This window comes from Verrucomicrobiia bacterium, assembly GCA_035946615.1.
Lineage (GTDB): Bacteria > Verrucomicrobiota > Verrucomicrobiia > Limisphaerales > UBA8199 > DASYZB01.
This window is the reverse complement of the sequence record DASYZB010000091.1, coordinates 1-21,437: the sequence shown is the minus strand read 5'-3', so window position 1 is coordinate 21,437 and position 21,437 is coordinate 1. Positions and strand designations below refer to the sequence as shown.

At 58.0% G+C, this 21,437-nt stretch carries 23 protein-coding genes; 4 read left to right on the top strand and 19 right to left on the bottom strand.

What is annotated here, in order from left to right; all coding sequences use genetic code 11:
* Window positions 1-122: 122 nt before the first annotated feature.
* From VG146_13260 to VG146_13225, 8 genes are all read right to left on the bottom strand, one after another.
* Window positions 123-1,625, bottom strand: a complete 1,503-nt coding sequence (locus tag VG146_13260) for an alpha-L-fucosidase (protein ID HEV2393317.1) — start codon at window positions 1,623-1,625, stop codon at window positions 123-125.
* Window positions 1,626-2,076: 451 nt separating this feature from the next.
* Entirely contained in the window at window positions 2,077-2,274 is a 198-nt protein-coding gene (locus VG146_13255; protein ID HEV2393316.1) for a hypothetical protein, read from the bottom strand.
* A gap of 325 nt (window positions 2,275-2,599) precedes the next feature.
* On the bottom strand, window positions 2,600-4,162 hold the full coding sequence (locus tag VG146_13250; GenBank protein HEV2393315.1) for a hypothetical protein: 1,563 nt from the start codon (window positions 4,160-4,162) through the stop codon (window positions 2,600-2,602).
* 224 nt (window positions 4,163-4,386) lie between these two features.
* Window positions 4,387-5,286, bottom strand: a complete 900-nt coding sequence (locus tag VG146_13245; protein ID HEV2393314.1) for a D-alanyl-D-alanine carboxypeptidase family protein — start codon at window positions 5,284-5,286, stop codon at window positions 4,387-4,389.
* A gap of 235 nt (window positions 5,287-5,521) precedes the next feature.
* Window positions 5,522-6,877 (bottom strand): Gfo/Idh/MocA family oxidoreductase, encoded by a 1,356-nt coding sequence (locus tag VG146_13240; protein HEV2393313.1) that lies wholly within the window; start codon window positions 6,875-6,877, stop codon window positions 5,522-5,524.
* A 21-nt stretch (window positions 6,878-6,898) separates the two neighbouring features.
* Window positions 6,899-7,408, bottom strand: coding sequence for a DUF2127 domain-containing protein (locus VG146_13235; GenBank protein HEV2393312.1), 510 nt, complete (start codon window positions 7,406-7,408; stop codon window positions 6,899-6,901).
* Between the two features lie 140 nt (window positions 7,409-7,548).
* Window positions 7,549-9,342 (bottom strand): glycine--tRNA ligase, encoded by a 1,794-nt coding sequence (locus VG146_13230; protein ID HEV2393311.1) that lies wholly within the window; start codon window positions 9,340-9,342, stop codon window positions 7,549-7,551.
* Window positions 9,343-9,517: 175 nt separating this feature from the next.
* Window positions 9,518-10,339: a PRC-barrel domain-containing protein gene (locus VG146_13225; protein ID HEV2393310.1), complete on the bottom strand. Its 822-nt coding sequence runs from the start codon at window positions 10,337-10,339 to the stop codon at window positions 9,518-9,520.
* Window positions 10,340-10,559: 220 nt separating this feature from the next.
* Between VG146_13225 and VG146_13220 the strand changes: the two genes are divergently transcribed.
* Window positions 10,560-10,739: a hypothetical protein gene (locus VG146_13220; protein HEV2393309.1), complete on the top strand. Its 180-nt coding sequence runs from the start codon at window positions 10,560-10,562 to the stop codon at window positions 10,737-10,739.
* 84 nt (window positions 10,740-10,823) lie between these two features.
* On the opposite strand, the gene VG146_13215 is transcribed toward VG146_13220, so the two are convergent.
* The 3 genes from VG146_13215 to VG146_13205 all read right to left on the bottom strand — a co-directional run bounded on the left by VG146_13215 (window position 10,824) and on the right by VG146_13205 (window position 13,874).
* Window positions 10,824-12,314 (bottom strand): carboxypeptidase M32, encoded by a 1,491-nt coding sequence (locus tag VG146_13215; protein ID HEV2393308.1) that lies wholly within the window; start codon window positions 12,312-12,314, stop codon window positions 10,824-10,826.
* Window positions 12,315-12,323: 9 nt separating this feature from the next.
* Window positions 12,324-13,412, bottom strand: coding sequence for an alanine--glyoxylate aminotransferase family protein (locus VG146_13210; protein HEV2393307.1), 1,089 nt, complete (start codon window positions 13,410-13,412; stop codon window positions 12,324-12,326).
* 78 nt (window positions 13,413-13,490) lie between these two features.
* A complete protein-coding gene (locus tag VG146_13205; protein ID HEV2393306.1) occupies window positions 13,491-13,874 on the bottom strand; it encodes a hypothetical protein in 384 nt (127 codons plus the stop codon).
* A 430-nt stretch (window positions 13,875-14,304) separates the two neighbouring features.
* Between VG146_13205 and nrdR the strand changes: the two genes are divergently transcribed.
* Complete coding sequence (nrdR, locus tag VG146_13200) at window positions 14,305-14,775, top strand: transcriptional regulator NrdR (GenBank protein HEV2393305.1); 471 nt, start codon at window positions 14,305-14,307, stop codon at window positions 14,773-14,775.
* Window positions 14,772-15,329 carry a hypothetical protein gene (locus VG146_13195; protein HEV2393304.1) on the top strand — a complete coding sequence of 186 codons (558 nt, stop codon included), beginning with the start codon at window positions 14,772-14,774 and terminating at the stop codon, window positions 15,327-15,329. Before nrdR ends, VG146_13195 begins: the two co-directional genes overlap by 4 nt.
* Before the next feature lie 56 nt (window positions 15,330-15,385).
* Here VG146_13195 and VG146_13190 read toward each other — a convergent pair whose 3' ends face one another.
* From VG146_13190 to VG146_13170, 5 genes are read right to left on the bottom strand one after another with little or no spacing between them, the layout of a single operon-like run.
* Window positions 15,386-15,796: a twin-arginine translocase TatA/TatE family subunit gene (locus tag VG146_13190; GenBank protein ID HEV2393303.1), complete on the bottom strand. Its 411-nt coding sequence runs from the start codon at window positions 15,794-15,796 to the stop codon at window positions 15,386-15,388.
* 51 nt (window positions 15,797-15,847) lie between these two features.
* Window positions 15,848-16,558 (bottom strand): prolipoprotein diacylglyceryl transferase family protein, encoded by a 711-nt coding sequence (locus VG146_13185; GenBank protein HEV2393302.1) that lies wholly within the window; start codon window positions 16,556-16,558, stop codon window positions 15,848-15,850.
* Window positions 16,555-17,949 (bottom strand): radical SAM protein, encoded by a 1,395-nt coding sequence (locus tag VG146_13180; protein HEV2393301.1) that lies wholly within the window; start codon window positions 17,947-17,949, stop codon window positions 16,555-16,557. The genes VG146_13185 and VG146_13180 overlap by 4 nt, the downstream gene beginning before the upstream one ends.
* Before the next feature lie 55 nt (window positions 17,950-18,004).
* Window positions 18,005-18,406, bottom strand: a complete 402-nt coding sequence (locus tag VG146_13175) for a hypothetical protein (GenBank protein HEV2393300.1) — start codon at window positions 18,404-18,406, stop codon at window positions 18,005-18,007.
* A gap of 25 nt (window positions 18,407-18,431) precedes the next feature.
* Window positions 18,432-18,683: a hypothetical protein gene (locus VG146_13170; protein HEV2393299.1), complete on the bottom strand. Its 252-nt coding sequence runs from the start codon at window positions 18,681-18,683 to the stop codon at window positions 18,432-18,434.
* Between the two features lie 116 nt (window positions 18,684-18,799).
* On the opposite strand from VG146_13170, the gene VG146_13165 reads away from it, so the two are divergent.
* Complete coding sequence (locus tag VG146_13165; GenBank protein ID HEV2393298.1) at window positions 18,800-19,003, top strand: hypothetical protein; 204 nt, start codon at window positions 18,800-18,802, stop codon at window positions 19,001-19,003.
* A 58-nt stretch (window positions 19,004-19,061) separates the two neighbouring features.
* Here VG146_13165 and VG146_13160 read toward each other — a convergent pair whose 3' ends face one another.
* From VG146_13160 to VG146_13150, 3 genes are all read right to left on the bottom strand, one after another.
* On the bottom strand, window positions 19,062-19,334 hold the full coding sequence (locus VG146_13160; protein ID HEV2393297.1) for a hypothetical protein: 273 nt from the start codon (window positions 19,332-19,334) through the stop codon (window positions 19,062-19,064).
* 515 nt (window positions 19,335-19,849) lie between these two features.
* Window positions 19,850-20,299: a hypothetical protein gene (locus VG146_13155; protein ID HEV2393296.1), complete on the bottom strand. Its 450-nt coding sequence runs from the start codon at window positions 20,297-20,299 to the stop codon at window positions 19,850-19,852.
* 1 nt (window position 20,300) lies between these two features.
* Window positions 20,301-21,068, bottom strand: a complete 768-nt coding sequence (locus VG146_13150) for a hypothetical protein (protein ID HEV2393295.1) — start codon at window positions 21,066-21,068, stop codon at window positions 20,301-20,303.
* Window positions 21,069-21,437 lie beyond the last annotated feature (369 nt).

The following is a 21,437-nucleotide window of genomic DNA, read 5'->3' as shown; positions in this document are numbered from 1 at the left end:
GCTCGCTAATTATTGCCACATTCGCACGGAGCGCGCTATTGAACGTTTGTTCGATCTGAGAGCCTGTTTAAAGTTCCGCGGAGGCTCTGAGCGCGAAAGCACCGCGCTAACCGTTCCAGGTTTCAATGGACCCGGGCATTCGATTGGGGCTCCGCCTGCAGGTCCACTTCCACCACATCCACGAGCTGTGTGCGTTTGGCGGCAGGCAAGCGAATCGTCAAAGTTGTTGCGGAATACTCATGCTCCAGGTCGCGATCCTGGCTGGTCAGAATGACACGCGCCGGTTTTTGCGCCCCGGTGAGAGTTAGGACCACGTCGCTGGGCGGCAGCAGGTCCTTTTCATACGCGCCGCCCTGGCTGAACCGTGGCAACGCGAACAGATACCGCGTTGCGCCCAAAGCGGTGGCAGGAACCGAGGCCGTCTCGAGGGCCGGCAAGGGCTTGGCCATTGTGACGGCAACGCGATTGCGCCGCATCCACGGGGCGATTTTCTGCATGTTATCGTAAATCGCCTGGCAGAATTCCCCCGAGGCCATGGGACCGACCCCTAACAGGTAATTCACCCCCAGCGAGCGGCTGGTTGCCAGTTGGCCAAGGACATAGCCCGGCGCGCGGAACGGTTGCGGTGTGTACGGCCAGGCCGTAGTCCAGGTGTTGCAAAATTCTGCCCACCCTTTGACCGGCGTGGTGACCGGCAGGGTGCGCTCGAATGTGACAAAATCCCCGTGCCCATGCAGCCGTGGGTTAATGACAATGCCGGGTTGCAACTGACGAATCCGCTCCTGCGAGATGATCGGGTTGGCGCCCGCTGCCGGCTTGCCATCAAACCAGAGCAGATCAATCTTCCCATAGCGAGTGAGCAGTTCCTCGACCTGACCATTCACTAGCCGGGCATACTCGGCCTGGTGCCGGGCCAGTTCCTCCGCCGTGTGCCGGGTCGCGCGCGGTTTCAAATCCGCATCGAGCGACGGGAATTCGGGATTCAGTTTTGCGGCGCCGTGATACAGGAAATTCATGTAATCGTGATCGAAATGCCAATCGGGCGGCGAATAATAAAGGCCGACCTTGAGGCCATTGCGGCGGCAGGCCACGACGTAATCCTTCACCAGGTCCCGGCCACCCATGTAGAGTTTTGTGTTAAAGTCGTCATAGGCGCTCGGCCACAGGGAAAAGCCCTCATGATGCCGGGTCGTCAGGACCGCGTAGGCAAAGCCGGCCTCGCGGGCTGCCTTGAGCCACTTCTCCGGGTCGTACTGCTGCGGATTGAAGTCCTTGGCCATGAGCCAATATTGTTTGGGCGTGATGGGCGGCTTCTTGCCGTTCAGATTCCAGTCGCTCTCCCGGATGATGCGCTCTCGTTCGGCCGGATCATCAATTCGCTTTTTGGCCAATGCCCGGCCAGGGATCATCGGCCACGAGATGTTCATGGCTTTTACCGAGGACAATCCCCAATGAATAAACAAGCCCAACCCGGCTTGAGGAAACCATTGCGCATCGGGGTTCTGCGTATGCTCCGTGGATTTGGTTGAACCGACGCCGATGAACGCGTGTTCTTGGCGGACCGCGTCAGGCGTGGAAACGCTCGATTTAGGTTCGGCGCCGGCAGCGACCCAAACCAGGCTCAAGGTTACAGCTCCGGCCGCGAGGAAAGCTCGCTTCAGCAGGTTTCTTGAGGGCGCGCCCACGGCAGGCAGAGCGGCTGACAAGGTCTGTTGCGCTGATTGGAAATCTTGGAAACCTGCCAGGTTCTGCCCGAAACCCTTCATTTTGAGAAGATTCCTTGCGCGAGAGCAAAATCCAGCTATCCGAGTATTTCGCGAATTCGGACGCAATTCTTGATTAACAATGGGGGTCAAAAGCTGGTTATCCGTCATGGTTTCCCCATCTTACCCGCGCCGCCGGCTCCATGACCATAGAACGTTTGTTCATGAAAGTGGCGGTTCGTGGGTATTCCAGCGGATGCTTTCTGCGAACGGTTACAAAGTCGTCCTTGCGAGTCCAGATGGCTCCGCCGAAGGGAATTGGAAGCCGTAGGGGCTGCTGCCACATTTTCAAAAGTGGCGCAGTGCCGCCGCTCTAATAATTGATGCGGAAAAACACCTGCCGGGTGGATTTGTTGGTCACCGACAGGATTGAATTGGTCGCGCTGGGGGTGAATGCCAGGTAAGTCATCCACGTCCTCAAATCCGTGCTGCTCTCAATCGTGTAGGGCAATGCGGGAAACAGATCGTTGATCTTCAGATTAAAATTCGAGCCGTTACCGGCGAGATTCATCGCAACGCCCACGCAGGCATATGCCGCCGCACCGAGCATAAGGCCGAGAACGTGGAGGCACGGGCGGCCATCGAACTGAGCGTCAATAAAAGCGCGGGGAAAATCATCAACATCCGCACGACTGATTTAGGCACCATTGACCGTAAGGTTTTAGAGCGCATTCGGCATTTTAACCCGTTGCCCCGCCAAATCCAGCCAAACACCTTGGTTCTTTGGTTCTTCCGTGCTGTGGTGAGGGATATCAACCCACAGGGCGGTTCCAAAGCGCCAGAGGACTGGCGCAGTCCAAGACGCTGCGCGCGTACCAAGGCCCCTGAGGCTGACGCTATACTTTCAAGAGAGACCTGGCTTCGGCCATGCCCGGGGCGGGGCGTCCGAATTCACTGGCGGTGACGCGCGCCAGGGCGATGACGTGCCGCCAACGGTAGGCGGGGCGGGTGGCGGCGAACTCTTCAGAGACTGTGCGGTAGAATTTCTCAGCGTGAAGCGAGCCATCTTCACTCACGGCATAGCGCAAGAAGAGATCGAACAAGGGCCGTGGCTCGTGACCTAACTCGCCGTAACGTTGGGCAACGGCGCTGGCTTTGGCTTGAAGGTTCCCGCGGATGGCCTCTTCGGCGTCCCGCAGAAGGTCCTGAGGATTGTTGCTCTTGATTTCCTGCAGGTGCCGGGCGAAGGGCAGGGGCTGCCAGTTGAGAAAATCGCCGCCGCGCGCGGTGCGATCGAATGCGACCTGGTAGGCGCCCAGAATTAGGCACGCAAAGCAGTTTCGGGAGTTGGTGACGAGGGCCATGTTGCGCCAGGCATTGGCGGAGTCGCAGGCATGGACACCGATCGAGTCACCATGCACGCTGCCAATGGGTTTGCCGGCGACCTCGTCTCGAGGGGTGCGGCCCATATCGCGCAGAATGAGTTGATTGGCTGCAAGGCTAATCGCTTCGCCAACTGCGGCAGGAGCAATGCCTTCGGCAAGCGATGCGGCTGCGATTTCGGCGGCCTGCTCCGGTGTGGATTTGAAGATGGTCTGGCTGGTTCGCTCGACCCATCCGTCGTCAGGTTTTCGTTCCCCGGGCATGCGCCCCAGCAGTTTGCGCGCTTCCAGTAATTTGGGCAGGAGCGCGCGTGGGGCATTTCCCCCGCCGGGATTCTGCCAGGATTCGGCTTTGACGCAGTAACGGACGGATTGCCGAAGCAGGGTATGGGCTTGTTCTTTGCCGATGAGGCCGAGCAAGTCCCAGGCGCGATAGGGCAATACGACACGATGCACCTCAGTGTGATCATCGACGGCGAATAACAAATCGTTGAAAGCGTCTTCTGGCGAGCTTTGCGCGATCCGGGCAAAGGCCTGCTCGGCCTCGGTGACGTCTTTGCGCCTCACGGCGTCGCGCAGCAGTTCACCGTTGATCGGAGTTGAGCTTTGAGCCGCCGGCGCGACCTGGCGCAGGACTTCCACTTTGCGTCCGCCGTATTCCTGAATGCGGTTGGTATTTCGATACAGCACCTTGAATATCGGGAGCGGTTGCAATTCGGCTGGGAGTTCGCGGGCCATGCGCAGGGCTGGCGCCAAGGCCATCATCGTATGAAACCCAACGTAGTCCTCCCCGCCAAAGGTGCGGGCGTTAGCGAGGGCGGCCGCGGATGTCAATTGCCGCAAACCTGTGCCGGAATGCAGCAGGTTGGCGAGCGTGGGCAGCAAATGATTGACGGGTGTTTCCTGCATGAGACAAACGAGGGGTTCGAGTGTCCCAAACGAAAGGCGGCCGGCGGTCTCCTGGGCCAAAGCGGAGCCGAACCCAAGATCGTTGGCGACATCGTAGCCAACCGCCGCGATGAGCATGCCTTGGCCGACCTCGGTCAGGAACTCTCGACGATTATACGGCGTTTTCATAATTAGTTCTCCTTCCTAAATACTGTGACCAGGCTGCAAGTGAAACTGTACGCTCGTTTTTTATGGCGTCAAGGGTCGGAGGTCCAAAGGATGAACGTGGCAGACCGGAGAGCGGGACCGGGTCCAGATGGGCGTCTTGGATTTCAAGCCTGCGAGGCCGCCAAACTATAACCAGAGAGGTTGAGGCGCTGAGAAAACCTTTGCCCGTGGAGGTGGCTTGGCTCTTAGCGGCGGTGGGCGGTCTGCGGAAGGCCGGCTCCGGGCAACAGCAGGCTGAAACCCTTCTCGACCAACTCCGCCGCTTTGTGATCGCGCGTCTTCAAATCGGTGCTGTCGAGCACCACGGCCACCAGACGCCGGCCCTGGCGCGAAGCGGTCACCGCTATGGAAAAGCCGGCTTGGGCGATGTAGCCGGTCTTAAGCCCGTCACAGCCCTGGACATGACCGAGCAGATGGTTATGGGCGCGCATAATGATCGTTTTGCCGGGCACGTTTTGGCGGAAAGGCCGCTCGCGAGTCGAGGTATAACGCAGGGTATCGGTGTGCCGGAGCACTTCCCGGCACAAAATGGACAGGTCACGCGCGGTGGTGAGGTCGTGGTGCTGACCGCGGCCGGGGGGCAAACCATGGACGGAGTGGAAGACCGTGCTTGTCATGCCCAGCTCTTTAGCTTTTCGGTTCATTAACTCGATAAAGGCGTCGGTGTTGCCGGCTACCTTTTCGGCCAGGGCGACGGCGGAATCGTTTGCGGACTGGATCATCAGGGCATAGAGCATCTCATCGACCGTGAACGATTCCTTCTCTTTGAGCCAGACGCGTGAGCCGCCCGTGTGCGATGCCTTGGCGCTCACCGGGACCTGGTCCTGAAGCGAGAGTTGCCCATGCTCGATTTTCTCGAGGATAATCAACAGGTCCATCAACTTGAGCACACTGGCGGGGTAGCCTTTGGTATCGGCGTGGTCTTCGAACAAGACCCTGCCCGTAGAGGCGTCCACCACGATGGCGCCCAGGTAGGGTGCGCGGGAGATTGTGCCGTTGCGCGCGTGGCGCGCCGCCGGTAGCGCGCCGGCCAGTGAAATCATTGCGAAGAGCAGCAGAGCGCAAAAGAGAGCCTTTATGTTCATGTCAAAGTTGTTAATTAACAGTGTCCAGCTTGTTCGCCTGTCCCGCAGAGGTCAAGCAGGGGTTATGAAAATTTTGCGCATGACGCTTCTTTCCGTTATGACCCTGCCCGCCCAATCCAAATGCCACCAGACCTCATAATGGAACCTCCTGCCCAATGGACCGCCCAAAAGCGCCAGGGACTGGCGCAGTCCAAGACGTTTCGCGCGGACTGATGCCATTCAGCAAACCGAGCCGTTAGCCCACAAAACCGTAATCATACGGCTTGCGCATTTCGCGGATGAGATATGCATTGGCTTGCTTTGCTTCAGGCCCTGTAAACTCCTGGCGAGCGGGGTCCCAGGTAAGCTTGAGCCCCGTCCGCAGGGCGATATTCCCAAGGTGGCACATCGTCACCGAGCGGTGTCCAGCCTCGACATCGGCGACGGGCGCTTTTCTGGATCGGACGCATTGAAAGAAGTTGCCCATGTGATCGTCGCTTTTATAAAGCCGATGGGCGCTTTCCGGCAGCGGGGTTTCAATGAGTGCCTTATCGCTGGCCCGCAGGGCGCCGCGATTGACCCAAATCCAGCCGGAACTCCCCTCGAAGCGGATGCCGTTGCGCTGGCCTGCTGGGTCCTCGACGCCCCCGTAGATATTATCGGCGCGCGTGGTGCGGGCATTCTGAAGGACGCCGTTCGCATAAGTGAACTGGACATCGTACTCGCTAATGGCGGTGTAGCCGCCCGGGATGGGCTGGGCCAGGGCTCTGCCTTCAACGCTGACCGGCCCATCCAACCCAACAGCCCATCGGGCAATATCGTTATGGTGCGCGCCCCAGTCGGTCATGGTCCCGCCGGAGTAATCGTACCAATACCGAAAGAACAAGTGACAGCGTTGCGGCATGTAATCCACTTTCGGGGCCTGGCCGAGCCAGAAATCCCAATTCAGTTCGGAAGGGACCGGGACCGGCTTGAAGGGGCCTTCGCGCAAGCCTGCTGGGAGCCAGACTGTAATGGATTTGAGGGCGCCGAGCCGGCCATTGCGCACCAACTCGCAAGCCAGCCGGAACCGGGGGTCGCTGCGCTGCTGGGTGCCGGTCTGAAACACGGTCTTTCGCTCGCGCACGGCTTCAACCAGCCGTTTGCCTTCATCGATGGTCAGGGTGAGCGGTTTCTCGGAATAAATGTCCTTGCCCGCTTTGACTGCGGCGAGATTGACCAGCGTATGCCAATGGTCCGGGGTACAGGTTAGAATCACATGGACATCCTGGCGCTCCATGAGCTTGCGAAAGTCGTTGTACTTTTCCGGCGCTTTGCCGTTTTTGGCAAACTGCTTGCTTGCCGCTTCGGCATGGTTCTTATCCACATCACACACGGCCAGCAACTCGCCGAAACGTGAGGCATTACCGGCATCGCCGCGGCCCATGCCGCCGCAGCCGACAAGGGCGATGCCGGGGCGGTCGTTGGCGGCAAGCGGTTTGGTCTGGGCGTCAGCGGCCAACAGTTCCTCTTGCACAAACCAAAGCGGCAAGCCGCTGGCCGCGGCGGTTAATGAGCAAGCCTTGAGAAACGAACGCCGGGAAATATTGAACGGGCGACTGGAAGAGTTCATGTGGAGGATTGTGAAAGTGCCTTACTGCCGGTGATGATGGCGGAACAGGCGCTGGCGATTCTGGAATAGATACCAGACGATCAGGATATTAATGGCTAGAATCACCAACAGCATCACCGGAGCTTTGTGGTTGCGGTGATCACTGACCAGGCGGTAAATCTCGATTGGAATAAAAAATGCCGATTCTCCAATGGCCATCCAACCCGCCCAGCTTACGCGAAAAACCAACCCGACGCCTTCGACCAGGGAGAACAGGCTGTAAACCAGGGTTCCGGCAGCCGTCCAGAGGACCTTCTGCTCCGTGAGACTTCCTACTTGAACAGCCAAATCGGCCCAGAACTTCCGTTCCGGGTTCAGCTTCAGATGCAACAGAAGATTCCTGTATTCGGCCGGCAGATCGTTATCCGAGAGCGTGTAAGCGGTGATAGCCAGGAGAACGAAGAGTAATCCCTTGAGCAGCTTGATCGCGATGATGGCATAGAGCGTGGGCGCCCGCTTCTGACTGGGAGGACCGTGGGATGGACTACACACAGAGGGACCCCTCTCCCCGACCCTCTCCCCTTCCGAAGGGGAGAGGGAGAATCCTCGGCAGCTTACGGTTGTAGCGCATGTTGAAGACTCCTCTGGAACTGGCCCGCCTTTTGTCTGGGTCGTGGTCTGAGCAGCCTCTTTCAACGAACCTTCTCCACCAGGAGGGCCGGGAGAGCCGCAATCTTGACCCGCTCCTGTTTCATGCTGTCGCGTTCGCGCAGGGTTACTGTGTCGGTGAGCGCCGGCCCTTGTTCTCCCAGAGTCTCGAAATCAATCGTCACGCCAAAGGGGGTCCCCGCCTCATCCTGCCGCCGGTACCGGCGGCCAATTGCGCCCGCTTCATCATAAAAGACCGACATGTGCGGGCGCAACAAGTCACGGACCTCTTTTGCCTTTTTGACCAGGTCGGGTTTGTTCTTGAGCAGCGGGAACACGGCGACTTTGATGGGTGCAATTCGGGGGTGAAATTTCATGACCACGCGCGCTTCGAGCTTGCCCTTTTCGTCCGGAGCCTGGTCTTCGGTATAGGCATTGCAAATGAGCGCCAGGGCCAGCCGATCCACGCCCGCCGAAGGCTCGATAACGTGGGGTATATAGTAGCCCTTTCCGAGAGATTCGGCATCCTCGCGCGCCTGCACCTCGGCGCGTTCTTCCGTCTCGCCCATTTTTACCAGATACTTTCTGCGCCCTTGGCCATAGCGTTGCGACAGCTCGGCTTTTTTAGACTCCGCCAGCTTAGGCCAGGCCATCTTGAGGTCTTCATCGAAAACGCTCATCGGTTTGGCCGCAAAACGCTGGTGCTGTGAGAGGTCGAAATCCCCGCGCGCGGCCACTCCTTCCAGCTCCTCACCCGTCAGTTCGCCGCTTTCGTCCCGTTTGCTGAACGGGAATTTGAAGAGAATATCGACCGTCGCACGGGCATAATGAGCCAGTTCCTGCGGTTTTTGCCAATACTCGACCAGCGACCTGCGGGGCAGGCCGATACTTTCATAAAACCGAAGGCGCTCCTCGACCCAGTATTGGTGCCAAAGCTGCCAGCCCCAGTTGGGTTGCGGTTCGCCCGGATGGCCCGGGCCGCTCGATTGGGCGACGCTCCCGCAAATGGCTTCGATTGCCTCGTCAGGCTTGATGAAAAACTCGAGTTCCATCTGCTCGAATTCGCGCGAGCGGAAGGTGAAGTTACGCGGATTGATTTCATTGCGAAAGGCCTTGCCGACCTGGCATATCCCAAAGGGCACCCGCTGCCTCGATACTTCCAGCACGTTCTTGAATTGAACAAAAATGGCCTGGGCCGTCTCGGGCCGAAGGTAGGATTTGTTATCCTCGCTCTCGACTGGGCCGACATAGGTCTTGAGCATCAGGTTAAAGGCGCGAGGTTCAGTCAGCAGGCTGCCGTTCTCGGGATTGTAGCGCGTCGAGTTCTGCACCAGCTCGGAGCGTTCGCCCGCCAGGACGGGTTCCTGCAGACCGCGCTGGCGGTAAAACGTTGCCGCCGCCCGGCGGGCGCTTTCGACCGGTTTGCCCTTGGCGACCAGCACCGAGAAGTGCTCCTTGCAATCTTTGGCCCCATCGGTGGCGCCGGAATAAAACCACGCTACGCCGCTTTGTGGCTCGATTTGGTCGGCCCGGAACCGCTTTTGGGTCAGGAGACAATCGACCATTAAATCGCTAAAGGTGCTGGTGTGGCCGCTGGCCTCCCAAATGCGGGGGTGCATGATAATCGAAGCCTCCAGGCCCACCACATCGTCGCGCAATTGGCTCATCTGGCGCCACCAGCACTCTTTGATGTTGCGCTTAAGCTCGGCCCCAAGCGGGCCGTAATCCCAGAACCCGTTCAAACCACCGTAGATTTCTGAGGATTGGAAAATGAAACCCCGCCGCTTGCAAAGCGAAACGATTTTCTCCATCAACTCGCCCGTCTTGGGTTCAGCCATAAGACGCGCAGTGTTCTTAAAGCTGCTTGGGATGTCAATGAGGATGGGAATGATGCCTCATTGGTTAAAGCAGAAAGCGGAAAGCAGAAGTGAAACTGCCGCTATTCGTCCTCGGTTTTCCGGGGGTTTCGAGGAGAACGACGGGAGAGCCGACCACTTTCAAAACATGCCCCCTTTAGAAATTTCCTCTTTCCGCTTTCTGCTTTTCCTGGGAGCTTTTTGAAGCGCCTTGCATCTCCCAATAGGGCTGGCGGGTGTAATGGGTGAAGAGCTTCTCTTCGTATTCGCGCGTAATCGGTTTGGAGGGCTCATATTCCGGGGCGCGCCGGACAGTTTCCTTATCCAGATCGATATAGACCCTTGCTTCAGGCCAACTCACCCAGGAAATCCACTGAGGCGCCAGGAGCGCGCGTTTTGCCGGCAGCCAATGGCGCCTATCAGCCACCAGATAGCGAATCGACCAGGTCTGATCATCGAAGATAAACTCCTCGATGTGGCCGAATACCTCGTCGAGTGCCTGGACCTGGTAGCCGTTGAACCCGATTATTTCGAACACACTGCGCAAGTGGGCATCCGGCCCCTCGGGCGCCTGGCGAGGGTGCGGTTCAGGTGGAAACGCCGATGGAATGAAAGCGCCCGGCGCTTCCAGCGGTCCCCAAAGTAATGGTCCGGGCCAATAATAAGGCCAGCCATAATACTGAAAGTACTCCGCCTCGAATTGCCGCGAAACGGGTTTATGGGTTTCAATGGAGGGGCTGTCCTTGATTTGTTTTTTGGTGAGATTGACCTCGATGGCCTTATGTCGCTCCAAGTGGATGGCCGCTACAGCAAAAGGCGAGATCAGCACTTTGCGCTGAGGCAGCCAGTCGCCGGTATCTGCCGCCAGGTAGCGCATGGTCCAGGTCTGGTCGTCGAAATAGAAGTCTTCGAGATGCCCGATCTTCCCATCACGCGCGCTCAGCTTGGCGTGTCGCAGTTCTTTGGTCTTTCGCAGCATAAACCGCCCTTTCGATGTCAACTTACGCCTCAAGACCAGGGGGAGCAAGGGTTGGTTCCATGGTAATGCCTCAGTGACTACGGGGCTGCCGGCTGAAGCCGGCGTTCCGGACGCGCGGAACGCCGCCTTTAGGCGGCAGCGCCCGCCGTCACTAACCGATTACGTTCCATGGGTTTGTTCCATTGCGTTTCTCTGCCCTTGTTCTAAATTCTGAGTAATTATGGAAGAATACTTTGATTCGACCACTCGTGGTCCCGTGGATTACGTCCTGTTCGGAATGGGGTTCATTGGGGTTATTTTGGGGACGGCTGGTGTTATCGTCGAGTCCGTGGCCGCTGCGATCGCCGGCTTTGCGCTGCTGCTACTGATCGTTTGCGCCTTCCGCCTGATGAAAGACTGAATCTCAAAACGGAGTGCTGGAGTATTGGGTTTCCCACCACTCCATCACGCCAATACTGCATCACTCCGTCTCACTTACCCGTTTCTACAAGAATTTCGCGCGCAAGTACTCCAGGTGATGGGCTGTCTGGGTGGTTTCGCCCGTGGCCTGCTGCATCAGTTCCTGCGGCAGGTAGCGCAGGCCATGACGATGGACCTTCTGGCGCAACCAGGCCAGCAACGTTTGATACTGTCCCTGAGCAAGCGCGGATTCCAGGTTTGGGTTATCCGCCATCGCCCGGCGCATGAGTTGGGCCGCATTGAGGTTGCCTAAAGTGTAAGTGGGGAAGTAGCCGATACTCCCCATGCTCCAGTGGATGTCCTGCAAGCAACCGTCAGAGTCCCTGGTGATTTTTAACCCGAGCATCTTCTGGAATTCCTCGTTCCAATAGGCCGGCACATCGGCCACGGGCAACTGGCCCTCGATCATCTTCACTTCAATTTCGAATCGCAGGATGATGTGCAGGTCGTAAGTGACCTGATCGGCTTCGACCCGGATAAAAGAAGGCGCGACACGGTTGACCGCTGCGGCCAGTTGTTCCGGAGGGATGCGCTTCAGTTCGGGAAAGTGCTCGCAGGCGATGGGATGCCAATGCTTCCAGAAATCCGGGTGGCGTCCGATGTGGTTTTCCCACAGGCGCGATTGGGATTCGTGAATGCCTAAAGAGGCCGCGCTGCCCAGCGGCGTGCCGAAATGTTCGGTGGGCAACCCTTGCTCGTAGAGCCCATGGCCGGCTTCATGAAGCACGCCATAAAAGGACTGGGTAAAGTTCTGCTCGTTATAGCGGGTGGTCAGCCGGCAATCTCCGGGCCCCAGCGTGGTGCAAAAGGGATGTGTCGTGGTATCGATTCGCCCTGCGGAAAAGTCGAAACCGATGGCCTCGGCTGCGCGCCGGTTGAGCGCCTGCTGGGCGGTGGTTGGATAGTTGCCCTTGAGCAAATCTTCCGGTACTGAAGCCGAGCGTTTAAGGGCGGCACCGAGAACCGAGGTAATGGCGGGGCGCAACTGGGCAAACAAGGCGCGCGCCTGGCCGGCCCGCATGCCGGGTTCAAATTCATCCAGCAGGGCGTCGTAGGGGGATTCCGGGAAGCCCCAGTAATCGGCCCGTTGCCGGCTCAGTTCCAGCACCTTCTTCAGGTGCGGCTTGAAAATCTTAAAATTCGACTCCTGCCGCGCTTTCTTCCAGGCCTCGCGCGCGTGCGCGCAGGTTTTCTGAAACCTCTCGACCAATCGCGCCGGCAATTTCGCGGCTCGGTCATAGCGCCGGCGCCATTCCCGCACATTAGCGGCCTCAGGGGAATCGGCAACAAAACCGTTCTGTTCGCACGCCGCAATCCAGTCGCCCGTTTTTCTTGCGGTAAAGAGCCGGTGGGTGTGGCCGCTCAAATGGCCCATTTGCTCGGCGCGAAAATCCAAGGCCTTGGGCGGCATGTAGGTCTCGATGTCCCAGGCCAGCGCCTCGGCGGCGCTTGAAACCCAGGCGATTTGACGGCTCCGCTTCAGCAGGTTCCGATAAGGAGCGAATTTGGTCTCCATAATAAGCGTTCACAACTGTTTCATCGCATTGTCCATCGCCTCGAACAACCGGCCCATGCTCGATTCGGTCTCGTCGCCCATATTGGAAATCCTAAAGGTCGTCCCCTTGATCTTTCCGTAGCCGCCATCAATCAGGAAGCCCTGCTCCTTGACCAGTTTCTGCAGCTTGGGCACATCGACCGTCCGGCTGCCAGGTTTGGCCCCGTTATTGACGCAGGTCAGCGTGAGGGATTCGTATCCTTTTTCAGGGAACAAATTGAACCCGTGCCGGGTTGCCCAATCACGCGTCATCCGGTTGGCGCGCTGGTGCCGCGCGTAACGGGCCTCCAATCCCTCCGCAAAAATATCTCCCAGCTTCGATTCGAGCGCGAAGACGTGGCCGATGCTCGGCGTGCTGGGCGTCATGTGTTGTTCCGCATTCTTCTGGAATTCGACAAAATCGAAGTAGTAACCGCGGTCTTTCATGGTGCTTGCCTTCGCCAAAGCTGCAGCAGAGCAAACAAATAATGCGGTCCCCGGCGGCAGCGCAAAGGCCTTTTGCGTTCCGGCCAAAAGCACATCGATTCCCAATTGGTCGAACTTCAGCGGCACCGCTGTCATCGAGCTGACCGAATCGACGATGAACATCACCTCCGGATACTTCTTCTTGAGTGCGGCGATTTCTGCCAGGGGGCTCATTACGCCCGTTGAGGTCTCGTTGTGGATGAGGGTCAGAGCGTCGAATTGGCCGCTCGCCAGCTTCTTATCCACCTCCTCGGCGCGGATGGGCGAGCCCCACGGCACTTGCAGCGCCTCGGCTTGTTTGCCGCACCGTTTTGAGACATCGAGCCATTTATCCGAAAAAGCGCCACACATGCAGTTAAGCGCCTTCTTGGAGACCAGGTTTCGAATGGCCCCTTCCATAACACCCCAAGCCGAGGAAGTGCTGATATAAACCAATTGCTTGGTTGATAGCAGTTGCTGCAACTGCGGCTGAATCCTGGCGTATAAATCTTTGAACCCCTGGCTGCGGTGACCGATCATCGGCGAGCAAAAGGCGCGAAATGTCTTCTCGCTCACCTCGACCGGCCCCGGAATATGCAGTTTGACGTGTCCCATAGGAACCGAATTTTTCACCAGCAACCTGCGAAAGGCAAGCCCAGCGCTTAGGAATAAAGGCGGCGGCAGTGCAACGAATCAGCGCTTTAATGTCTTGGCCGCTGGTTGCGCAGGGACACCCACGTTGGCCGGCGGCCCCTCCGAAAGCTGCGGGTCGGCCTTGCCAGTCGCGGCGGCGCCGCCGTTTTTGCGCCGGAGCCCAATCGTAAAGAGCCCGCCGAACACGGCGATGAGAACCCCCGCTAACACGGTCCATTCGATATGGAGCGCGCCCTTCTGGTGATCAGAGAACGGAATGGCAGCCGCATGGCCCAAACCGAACACAAAGGTGGTCGTGACTAAGCCAAAAAAACCTCCAGCCAACACCCACAGGACCCAATTGCGTTCTGCCCTCTGAGCCATGAGGCCAAACCAACCCGCTGTTAGCAGCCCAAATAACCATGGAATTGCATTATCATTCATGAGAATAAAATATAATCCAAAGTACAGCCCTTAGACAGATGAATTCCGCCGTACGCGTAATCGGTTAGTGACGGCGGGCGCTGCCGCCTAAAGGCGGCGTTCCGCGCGTCTGGAACGCCGGCTTCAGCCGGCAGCCCCGTAGTCACGGAGGCATTACCCGTACGCTGCAAGAACTTTTCGGGGCCAATGACAAAGTCAAAGCAACGAACCGCGATTCCTGAGTGTAGGAGACGACGTAAGGAGTCTCTGGTCAGCAACTTCCGCGTGAACCAAAGGCGGCCATCTGACAATCTTGATCAGAGACTCATGACGTCGTCTCCTACAAAGGTTTGGAACCGACCTTGTTATTGGCGTTCCGAGAACTTTTCGCCAGTCCCCTGCTTGACTCCCCAAGGTTTAGTATGTTAATAATGGCCGGCCACTATTAGCAGTGGCAACACCGATTATGCGCTGCCCAAAATGCGGCTGTCAGGACGATAAAGTAATCGACTCGCGCGCCTCGCGTGAGGGGGCCACGATTCGGCGCCGGCGTGAATGTCTCGGCTGTGCTTATCGGTTTACGACGTATGAAGAGGTCGAGCGCGCGGGTCTTGTGGTGCTCAAACATGATGGCCGGCGCGAGGACTTCTCGAAGGAGAAGTTGCTGGCCGGGGTCCGGAAGGCCTGCCAGAAACGGCCAATCAGCCCCAAGATAATCGAGGACCTGGCCGAGCGAATTGTCAACGAGGTCACGGACCGCTACGAACGGGAGGTGCCCGCCGAGGTCATCGGCAAAATGGTCATGGATGGCTTGCGCCAGATCGATGAGGTCGCTTATGTGCGGTTTGCCAGCGTTTACCGGCGGTTCCAGGAGGCTACTGATTTCGTTCATGAAGTAAAAAAACTGGGAGGAGGCGAATGATTACATTAGCGGCGGACTGTTTGATTTTCGAAATGGCCAACGGCGAGGGCGTCCCGTTCTCGTCGGACATGATTTCCATCGAGCTAACCGGTCAAAGCGGGCAGTGCTTTGAGCCGGATTTTGTGCGGCATGCCGCCAAAGCGGTTTTCCATTTCTTCAAACATGAGTTGGGGCGGCAGACCGTGTCGGTCGCCGAGTTTGCCGAGGCCCTGGAAAAGGTGCTGCGCGGGTTCAATCCCCTCCCTGCCGCCCCGCTGGAAGCTCCGCGCGCAACAAGGGTTGTCGAATCGGACTTGTTCCGCCTGGCGCGGGACTCCGGGCAGAGTTGCGAACTGCTTTTCTTTCCGCTCCTGCGCGAAGCGCTGCGGCAGCATCTGCGGCAAAGCCCGCGCCTCCTGCGGTTCCATGGCCTGCGCGGCTGCGTAAAGCAATTGGCCGGCGCCCGCCGCTGGACTCCCCGTTGCCAGGGGCTCGAAGAGCAAATCGTTGCTTACCTTCGCGAATGCCTGAACACACCCGAGCGTCCTGCGGAATTTGCCCTGCTCATCGAGTAGCCACAGACAATACCTTCGTCGTTTCTTCTCCAAACTGGCTGATGACGCGCAGCGTCTTATCTCCCCACGCCGCGAATTGCTCGCAGCACCCGGCGCGTCATTTCGCGGAGACTGAGGAGTCTCCTTATCACAAAATTAGGGCGTTTGCGTGGTTGGGTTATTTTCCGAAACACTGCGGGATCATATAGTTCCGCTACCTGATTATCTGGTGCTATCGCTTGGGCCGCCGCTTTCCCGTAAATTCCTCCTACCGCTCGTCCCGCCTCGCTCGCCTCCTCATCGATTTCCTCTGTCACCCGCCGGGCTGAATCACGAAACTCGAAAATCCCCCGCCCCAGCCCTCGGCTAAGCTCTGGCAACTTCCTGGCGCCAACTACGATGACAACCAAGGCGAGGCAGAGGATTAGTTCCCTTCCTCCAAGGTTGAATAAGCCCAGCAGCACCCCAGTTTCAGCGATGGCCTGCATGACCGCAATTTACGCGAAGACATGAAAGGCTTCAACAAGCTTCCGAATCGATCAAAGCTCCTCCGCGCTCATTTTGTCGTGTTCCCTGTGCGACCTTGAAATGAAGCGAGCGGCGCCCAGCGTCAGGACCGCGAGGGCTGCGATTTGGTAGCCGGTGAACGGGCCCAATACCCGCGGCTCCTCACGGAGGAATTCGTGCAGGAAACGGAAAGCACCGTACCCGATCAGGTAAATATGAAAGTGCTGACCTGGCAGGCGCTTTGTCCGACGCAGCCAAAGAATGATAACCAACGCCAGAAGGTTAAAGAGCATTTCCACGGGAACAGCAGGCCATCGCGTTTGTCCTGATGCGTCCTGCACGGTGAACCAGGCGGGCTGGCACGCGATTCCCTGACAGCAACCGCTCGTCCAACATCCGATACGGCCCACCAGGACACCGGCCGGCACGATCAGCGCAAACAGGTCTCCAGTCATGCCGGGAAATCCCAGAAACCGTTTTACCGCCTCGACGGCAGCGTAGCCGCCCAGCAATCCCCCCAGGATGCTCTTGCCGGTTGCCAGTTGCCGCCACATGTCCGGCGCGCCTAAGTGCAGGTATCCCTCCGCAAGGAAATACACTACTTTGGCCCCGAGCAATGCCCCGGCCAACGCCGCCAGGTAAATGGTGAGCAACCGCGGGTCGCGTCGAGCCATGCGACGCCACAAAGCCAGGCTCCCCGCCAGGCCGCCCAGGGTCAGCCAGCCATAAGGGGCCAGCATCATGGCGCCGCTCTCATATCGGCGAAACCGGAGTAATACCTGCAGAATGAATCGAGCTTGCCATCAGGTCGAATCACGTGCGTGCAGCACCGGTCAATGCGGTCCTCGTCCCAGGTCCAGGCATCCATGAAAGGCTTGATCAGAATCCTGAAGGTGTTCGATGCGTCCATCTCGAACTGCTTTAACAATTTGCCCAGCGGTTCTGACTCGCAGCCGCAGCGGACCAGGTCCTCAAGTCTGTAGCGAACCTTGTCCCTCAGGAAACCCTGCACCTGTGAGAAATCGATGAAGTCGCTCACAGAATAGGTGCGACCGTTTGCTCTCAGGAGGTAACCAATAGTGGCGCAATTCGGATCGCCGCAAGGCAGAGGCGTGAAATCTTCAAAACGCAGCCGGCCTTTAGACTGGTCCACCGCTGACAAAATGATATCGGCTGTGTTCAGCCGTTCTCCGGGCTGCACAGGCAGGCGGCCCGAACGGAAGAGTGGTTGGAAACAGATGCCGCGAATGTGCGAGTGCTGTAATCCAAACTCAATTGCATCCCAAAGCCAGCCCAAGGTCATCGGGGTCACCGTCATTGCCAGTGTCAAAGGCAGCTTCATCTGGCCGCAGCGCTCGATAGCCCGTTGGCGCAGCGAGCGCAGGTCCCCTCCTCTCAAAAGGCGCTGCCCTTGCTCCTGAACCCCATCGAACTGGAGATAAACTTGCAGCCGCCCGTGTCGAGCTGCCAGGCCCAATTGATTTGCAAATCGTTCATCCGTTGCAATGCGCACTCCGTTGGTATTGAGCAGCAGGTAGCCGATTTGGGGGTGGTTTTGGACCCATTCAACGAGCTCAAAAAACTGGGGATGCAATGTCGGCTCGCCTCCTGAAAGCTGCAGAATCTCGATGCCTCCTTTGCGCTCGATGACCCCCTGGATTCTGGTCTGTAGCTCCGCAAGCGGGATTGCTGTCACCTGGTTGGCCGCGCCGTTTGGTGAGTCGGCGTAGCAGGTCGGACAGGATAAGTTGCAGGATTGAACTACCTCGATGAGTGCCAGACAGGTGGAGAGTTTCTCGAAGGGGCCTTCGCCGCGTCCGTCGGCATTCTGCCCCAGCGTGCCGGAGGCGCACCCGGTGGCGGCGCAGCAGGCCTGCTTCTTAAACGGCGCGGTTTTCAGGGTGGGAGATTCCCCCAATCGTTCCGCATTTTCTGGCTTCCCGCGCGCGACCCAGTAAAAGCGCGCGTCCGACGCAATGCAAACGGAGGCCTCACCGTGCTGGGCGCAAAAGCGCCGGAGAAAGACTTTTGCCGGGGCAGCGCCCAGCAACCAAACCTCGGCAGGGCAGGCAGCCTGGCACACCGGGCAACGGCTGCGGGTGCATTTAAGCAAGCGGCCAGGGGTGGCCGCCATGGGCTCTTGCGGAACTATGGTCTCAGCCGGCATCGGGAAAACTCCATGGAATCATTCATGCGGCTGCCGGCGGCCGAAGAGGGCGGCGCGGATAAAGAGCGGTGTAAGCCCCCGTAATCAAAGCCGCCGTGACAATCCCGAAACCCGCCTGCTGCCAGGTGACGACCCCGCGCGCCAGGTAAACCCCTCCGAGCAGGCACTCCAGTGCGCCGCGCGCGATGCCCACCTGCACCCAGACCAGGTGTCGAATGGGATGTGTGGCAGCAACCACGTAACCAACCCCCAGCGTGACAAACACGCACCCCCATAACCCGAGCAAGTAATTCACCGCATTTGGCAGGTCGTGAAAATGAAATACTATTTCAACCTGGCCTGGCGCAAAGACCAACAATCCCCCAATCAGCAACAAAACGGCTGCATCGAGCATCAGCAAATAGCGCAAGAGAATCAGCTTCATAGGATTTAGGAAGCAGGCGCGGGCGCTAGAAATGAAAGGCGCAGCTTGCGAACACCACTGCCACTCCAACCAGCAGCAGGACGCCTATAATAAGGATGACGCGCAACAACACGTGCCCCACAGTCATCACGGCTGATTCAACCCAGTCTGCCTCAGGCGCATGGGGCTCGCTCAGTTCAGTTTCGAAACCACAAACTGTGCACCTGCGCATTCCGCCGGCATTGACAAAAACGGTGTCCTTCTTGCAGCGTGGACAAAAGGCTTGTGGTCCGTTCATACGTGGTAACGCAATATGTTTGCCACAAGTCCGGCTGATTGTCACGGCTCAAACTTGTTTTCGCCATTCCTCTGTTTGAAGTTGTGAGTCGCCGTGAATTAGCGTATTGAGAAGACATGGACGCTGCCACGGCATTGACGAAACAGATCGAGCGCTATCGCGGTATGACAGGAGAGCAACGGCTCGCGGTCGCACTGGACCTGCATGAGATGTCCTGCGAAATTGCGCGCGAAGGCATTCGCCGGCAACACCCACAAGCCGATGTTGCTGAAGTAGAACGCCTGCTTCGTCATCGTCTCGAGCTCGCCCGTGCAGCATGAATGAGGGAGAACTTCTGATCGACTGCTTGCGCCGGTTGAATCGGTCAGACGTGACGTATTACCTCACTGGCTCCATGGCTTCTCGCCAGATGACAACACCGTCGCTCCGCAAACCAATCTCCACCTGACGAACAATCGTCGGAGAGGGACCCGGTGATATCCGGTCGGAAGCGTCGCTCCGTCCGGCCACCAAACATCCCACCCAGTTGGTAGTCATAGCGACTGAACTGGAGCTGCTGCCAGTTTTCTGCGCGCGGACGCTGATGAGAAAAATCGACCCCAAAGCAAGCAGGATGGCCGGTCCAACGATTTTGATAAAATTCGCTCTCATATCTCCCATTTGACGGATTCCGCAGGAATTTACTCCATGATGCCCAACGATTGTCGTCAGGCGCTCCGGGCCGACGGCGCCTGCTACGCGCCGAGCGGCCTCCCGGCGTTGGCTGCCGCGGCTGGTTCGCCTTTCCAAAGCCCCGGAGGGGCCGCCTGATAATAGCCCAGGCCAAGGCCGCCGAGGCCGCCGCCCTGGGTAAAACGCCACCCCTCCCAGCCTCTTTTTTCCTTCCGGTTTGGCGCGCCGCAGGGGCGCCAAACCGGAAAAAAAGGACAAGGAGTCAGTTAATGAGATTGACAGATAAGTTCGGCTTGTGGATCAATGGACGCCATGGCTCGCAAGTTGCGTGTCCAATATCCGGGGGCTGCGCGGGTGATTCACGTGCCTCAACCCAAAAGCGCCGTCGCGCTACGCTTGACGGCGCAGTCCATGACGCCGGGTCTTGGACTGCCTTGGAACCGACCTGAATAGTTACCTCTTTTCAGTCGCTTGGTCTGGCAGCGCAGATTTCATCATCGCTCCAGCAGCCGGAAAAACATTTGTGCCGAGCCAGCGAGAGAGTTGGTGGTCGTCTTCACCGTGCCGTCGCTAACACCCGGTGAGAGGTTTTGCCAACCGCCGGTCGTTAACGAAGCGCGATATTGCGGGATGTAAACTTCTCCGGACTCGGTCTGAAATGAGAAAATCAGGTTCGTCCCGATTATGGCGGGTGGGAAGAGTATTGGGGCGGCCTGGATGAAGTAACCGCCTTGGACTGAGAACCGGGCGCTTGCAGGCACGGACGCGAGAGGCTGGCCGACCGTGCTTGCCAACTGGAAGCGTGCGCTCGCGCTGAGCGTTGCACCGCCGCTTGCTATCACGCTGCGCGTGATGGCAAACCGGGCACTGCTTTGTCCACGCACCGGCGCGCCGCCCAGAACCATTACGATCAAGGTCGAAAAAGTCAAAATTCTCAGCTTCATTCTATTTTGGACCGATTGCGATGAATTCGAATCCCGCCGAGCCATTGGCCACAGTCGAAAAGGAGCCGGCGCTTGAAGATACCAAATCGACCACGGAATTCCCGCTGGATCCGTGTTGTCCGAGGGCAACGGTCGGATTCGCGGAAAATGGAATTGCGAAATTGATGGTGCGCGTGCTCGAGGAGGTCACGTTTACCGTGAAACCCTGGCCTTCCACCGCCACGCCGTTAGCGTTGATAGTGCCGCGCACGATCTGCAGGTTGTTCTCGGATATTGATTTTAACAAAGCTGTGGTTGAAGAAATGTTTGAGTCAGCGACAGCTCCCGGGGCGAGTTGAGCCGAGTTGATCGCACCGTTGGTCACCGTCGCTGCAATGGCCGCGTATTGAGCATATGGCGCCGGCAAGACCTGCACGCGTGGGGAAAGTGTTTGTGTGTCCGGACCGTTCGTGATGGTAATCTCCAGCCATCGGGCGTTGCCGTCGAAGGCCCCGGGACCAAAATCCAGACTAGTCGTGAAAAGACCATTGGCGAGTGTAGGATTGTTGGTGATGGCGCTGCCAATTAGGTTCCCATTGCTAATGGCATCGTATAGCTTGAAAATCATGGTGTAAGTCCCGTTGGCGTTGGTGCCTCCGTCGCGAAGCTGGCCTTGATAGGTGAACGCCGTTGTGCCCTGCGCGCGGAGCGCTGACATACGCGGGTTGAACATTGAAAGCGCCACCAGTAATATGAGCGCAACGGGCATGCTTTGAACTGCTGCTTTCATACAATGAATTACTTATATTGTATCAAAGAGAGGAAGGTCGGCAACGAAAAAAGGGATTGATAAGAAATTGCTTTTTGGCACGCGAATTGTTTTGTACGCTGCGCGGGTGAAGGAGAATTGGTTTTTCTGTGTCCGGGCGCATTTTCGAGCATTTTCCGCCACTGGTGCCAAAGAAAATGAGTGAGGTTTTTGAAATCGATGAGGTCAGGGCGCTATATTCCCGGGTTTTGGTCCCTCGGCCTGGATACGCCGCATATGAACCAACCCGCACCAGCCACGGCCAAAATGCAAGACCATTCGACCAGGAGCCTGGAAGTGTCGAGGCGAATTCCACCCAAGCGAGATAAGCGACCCGGCACTTCCGGTTCC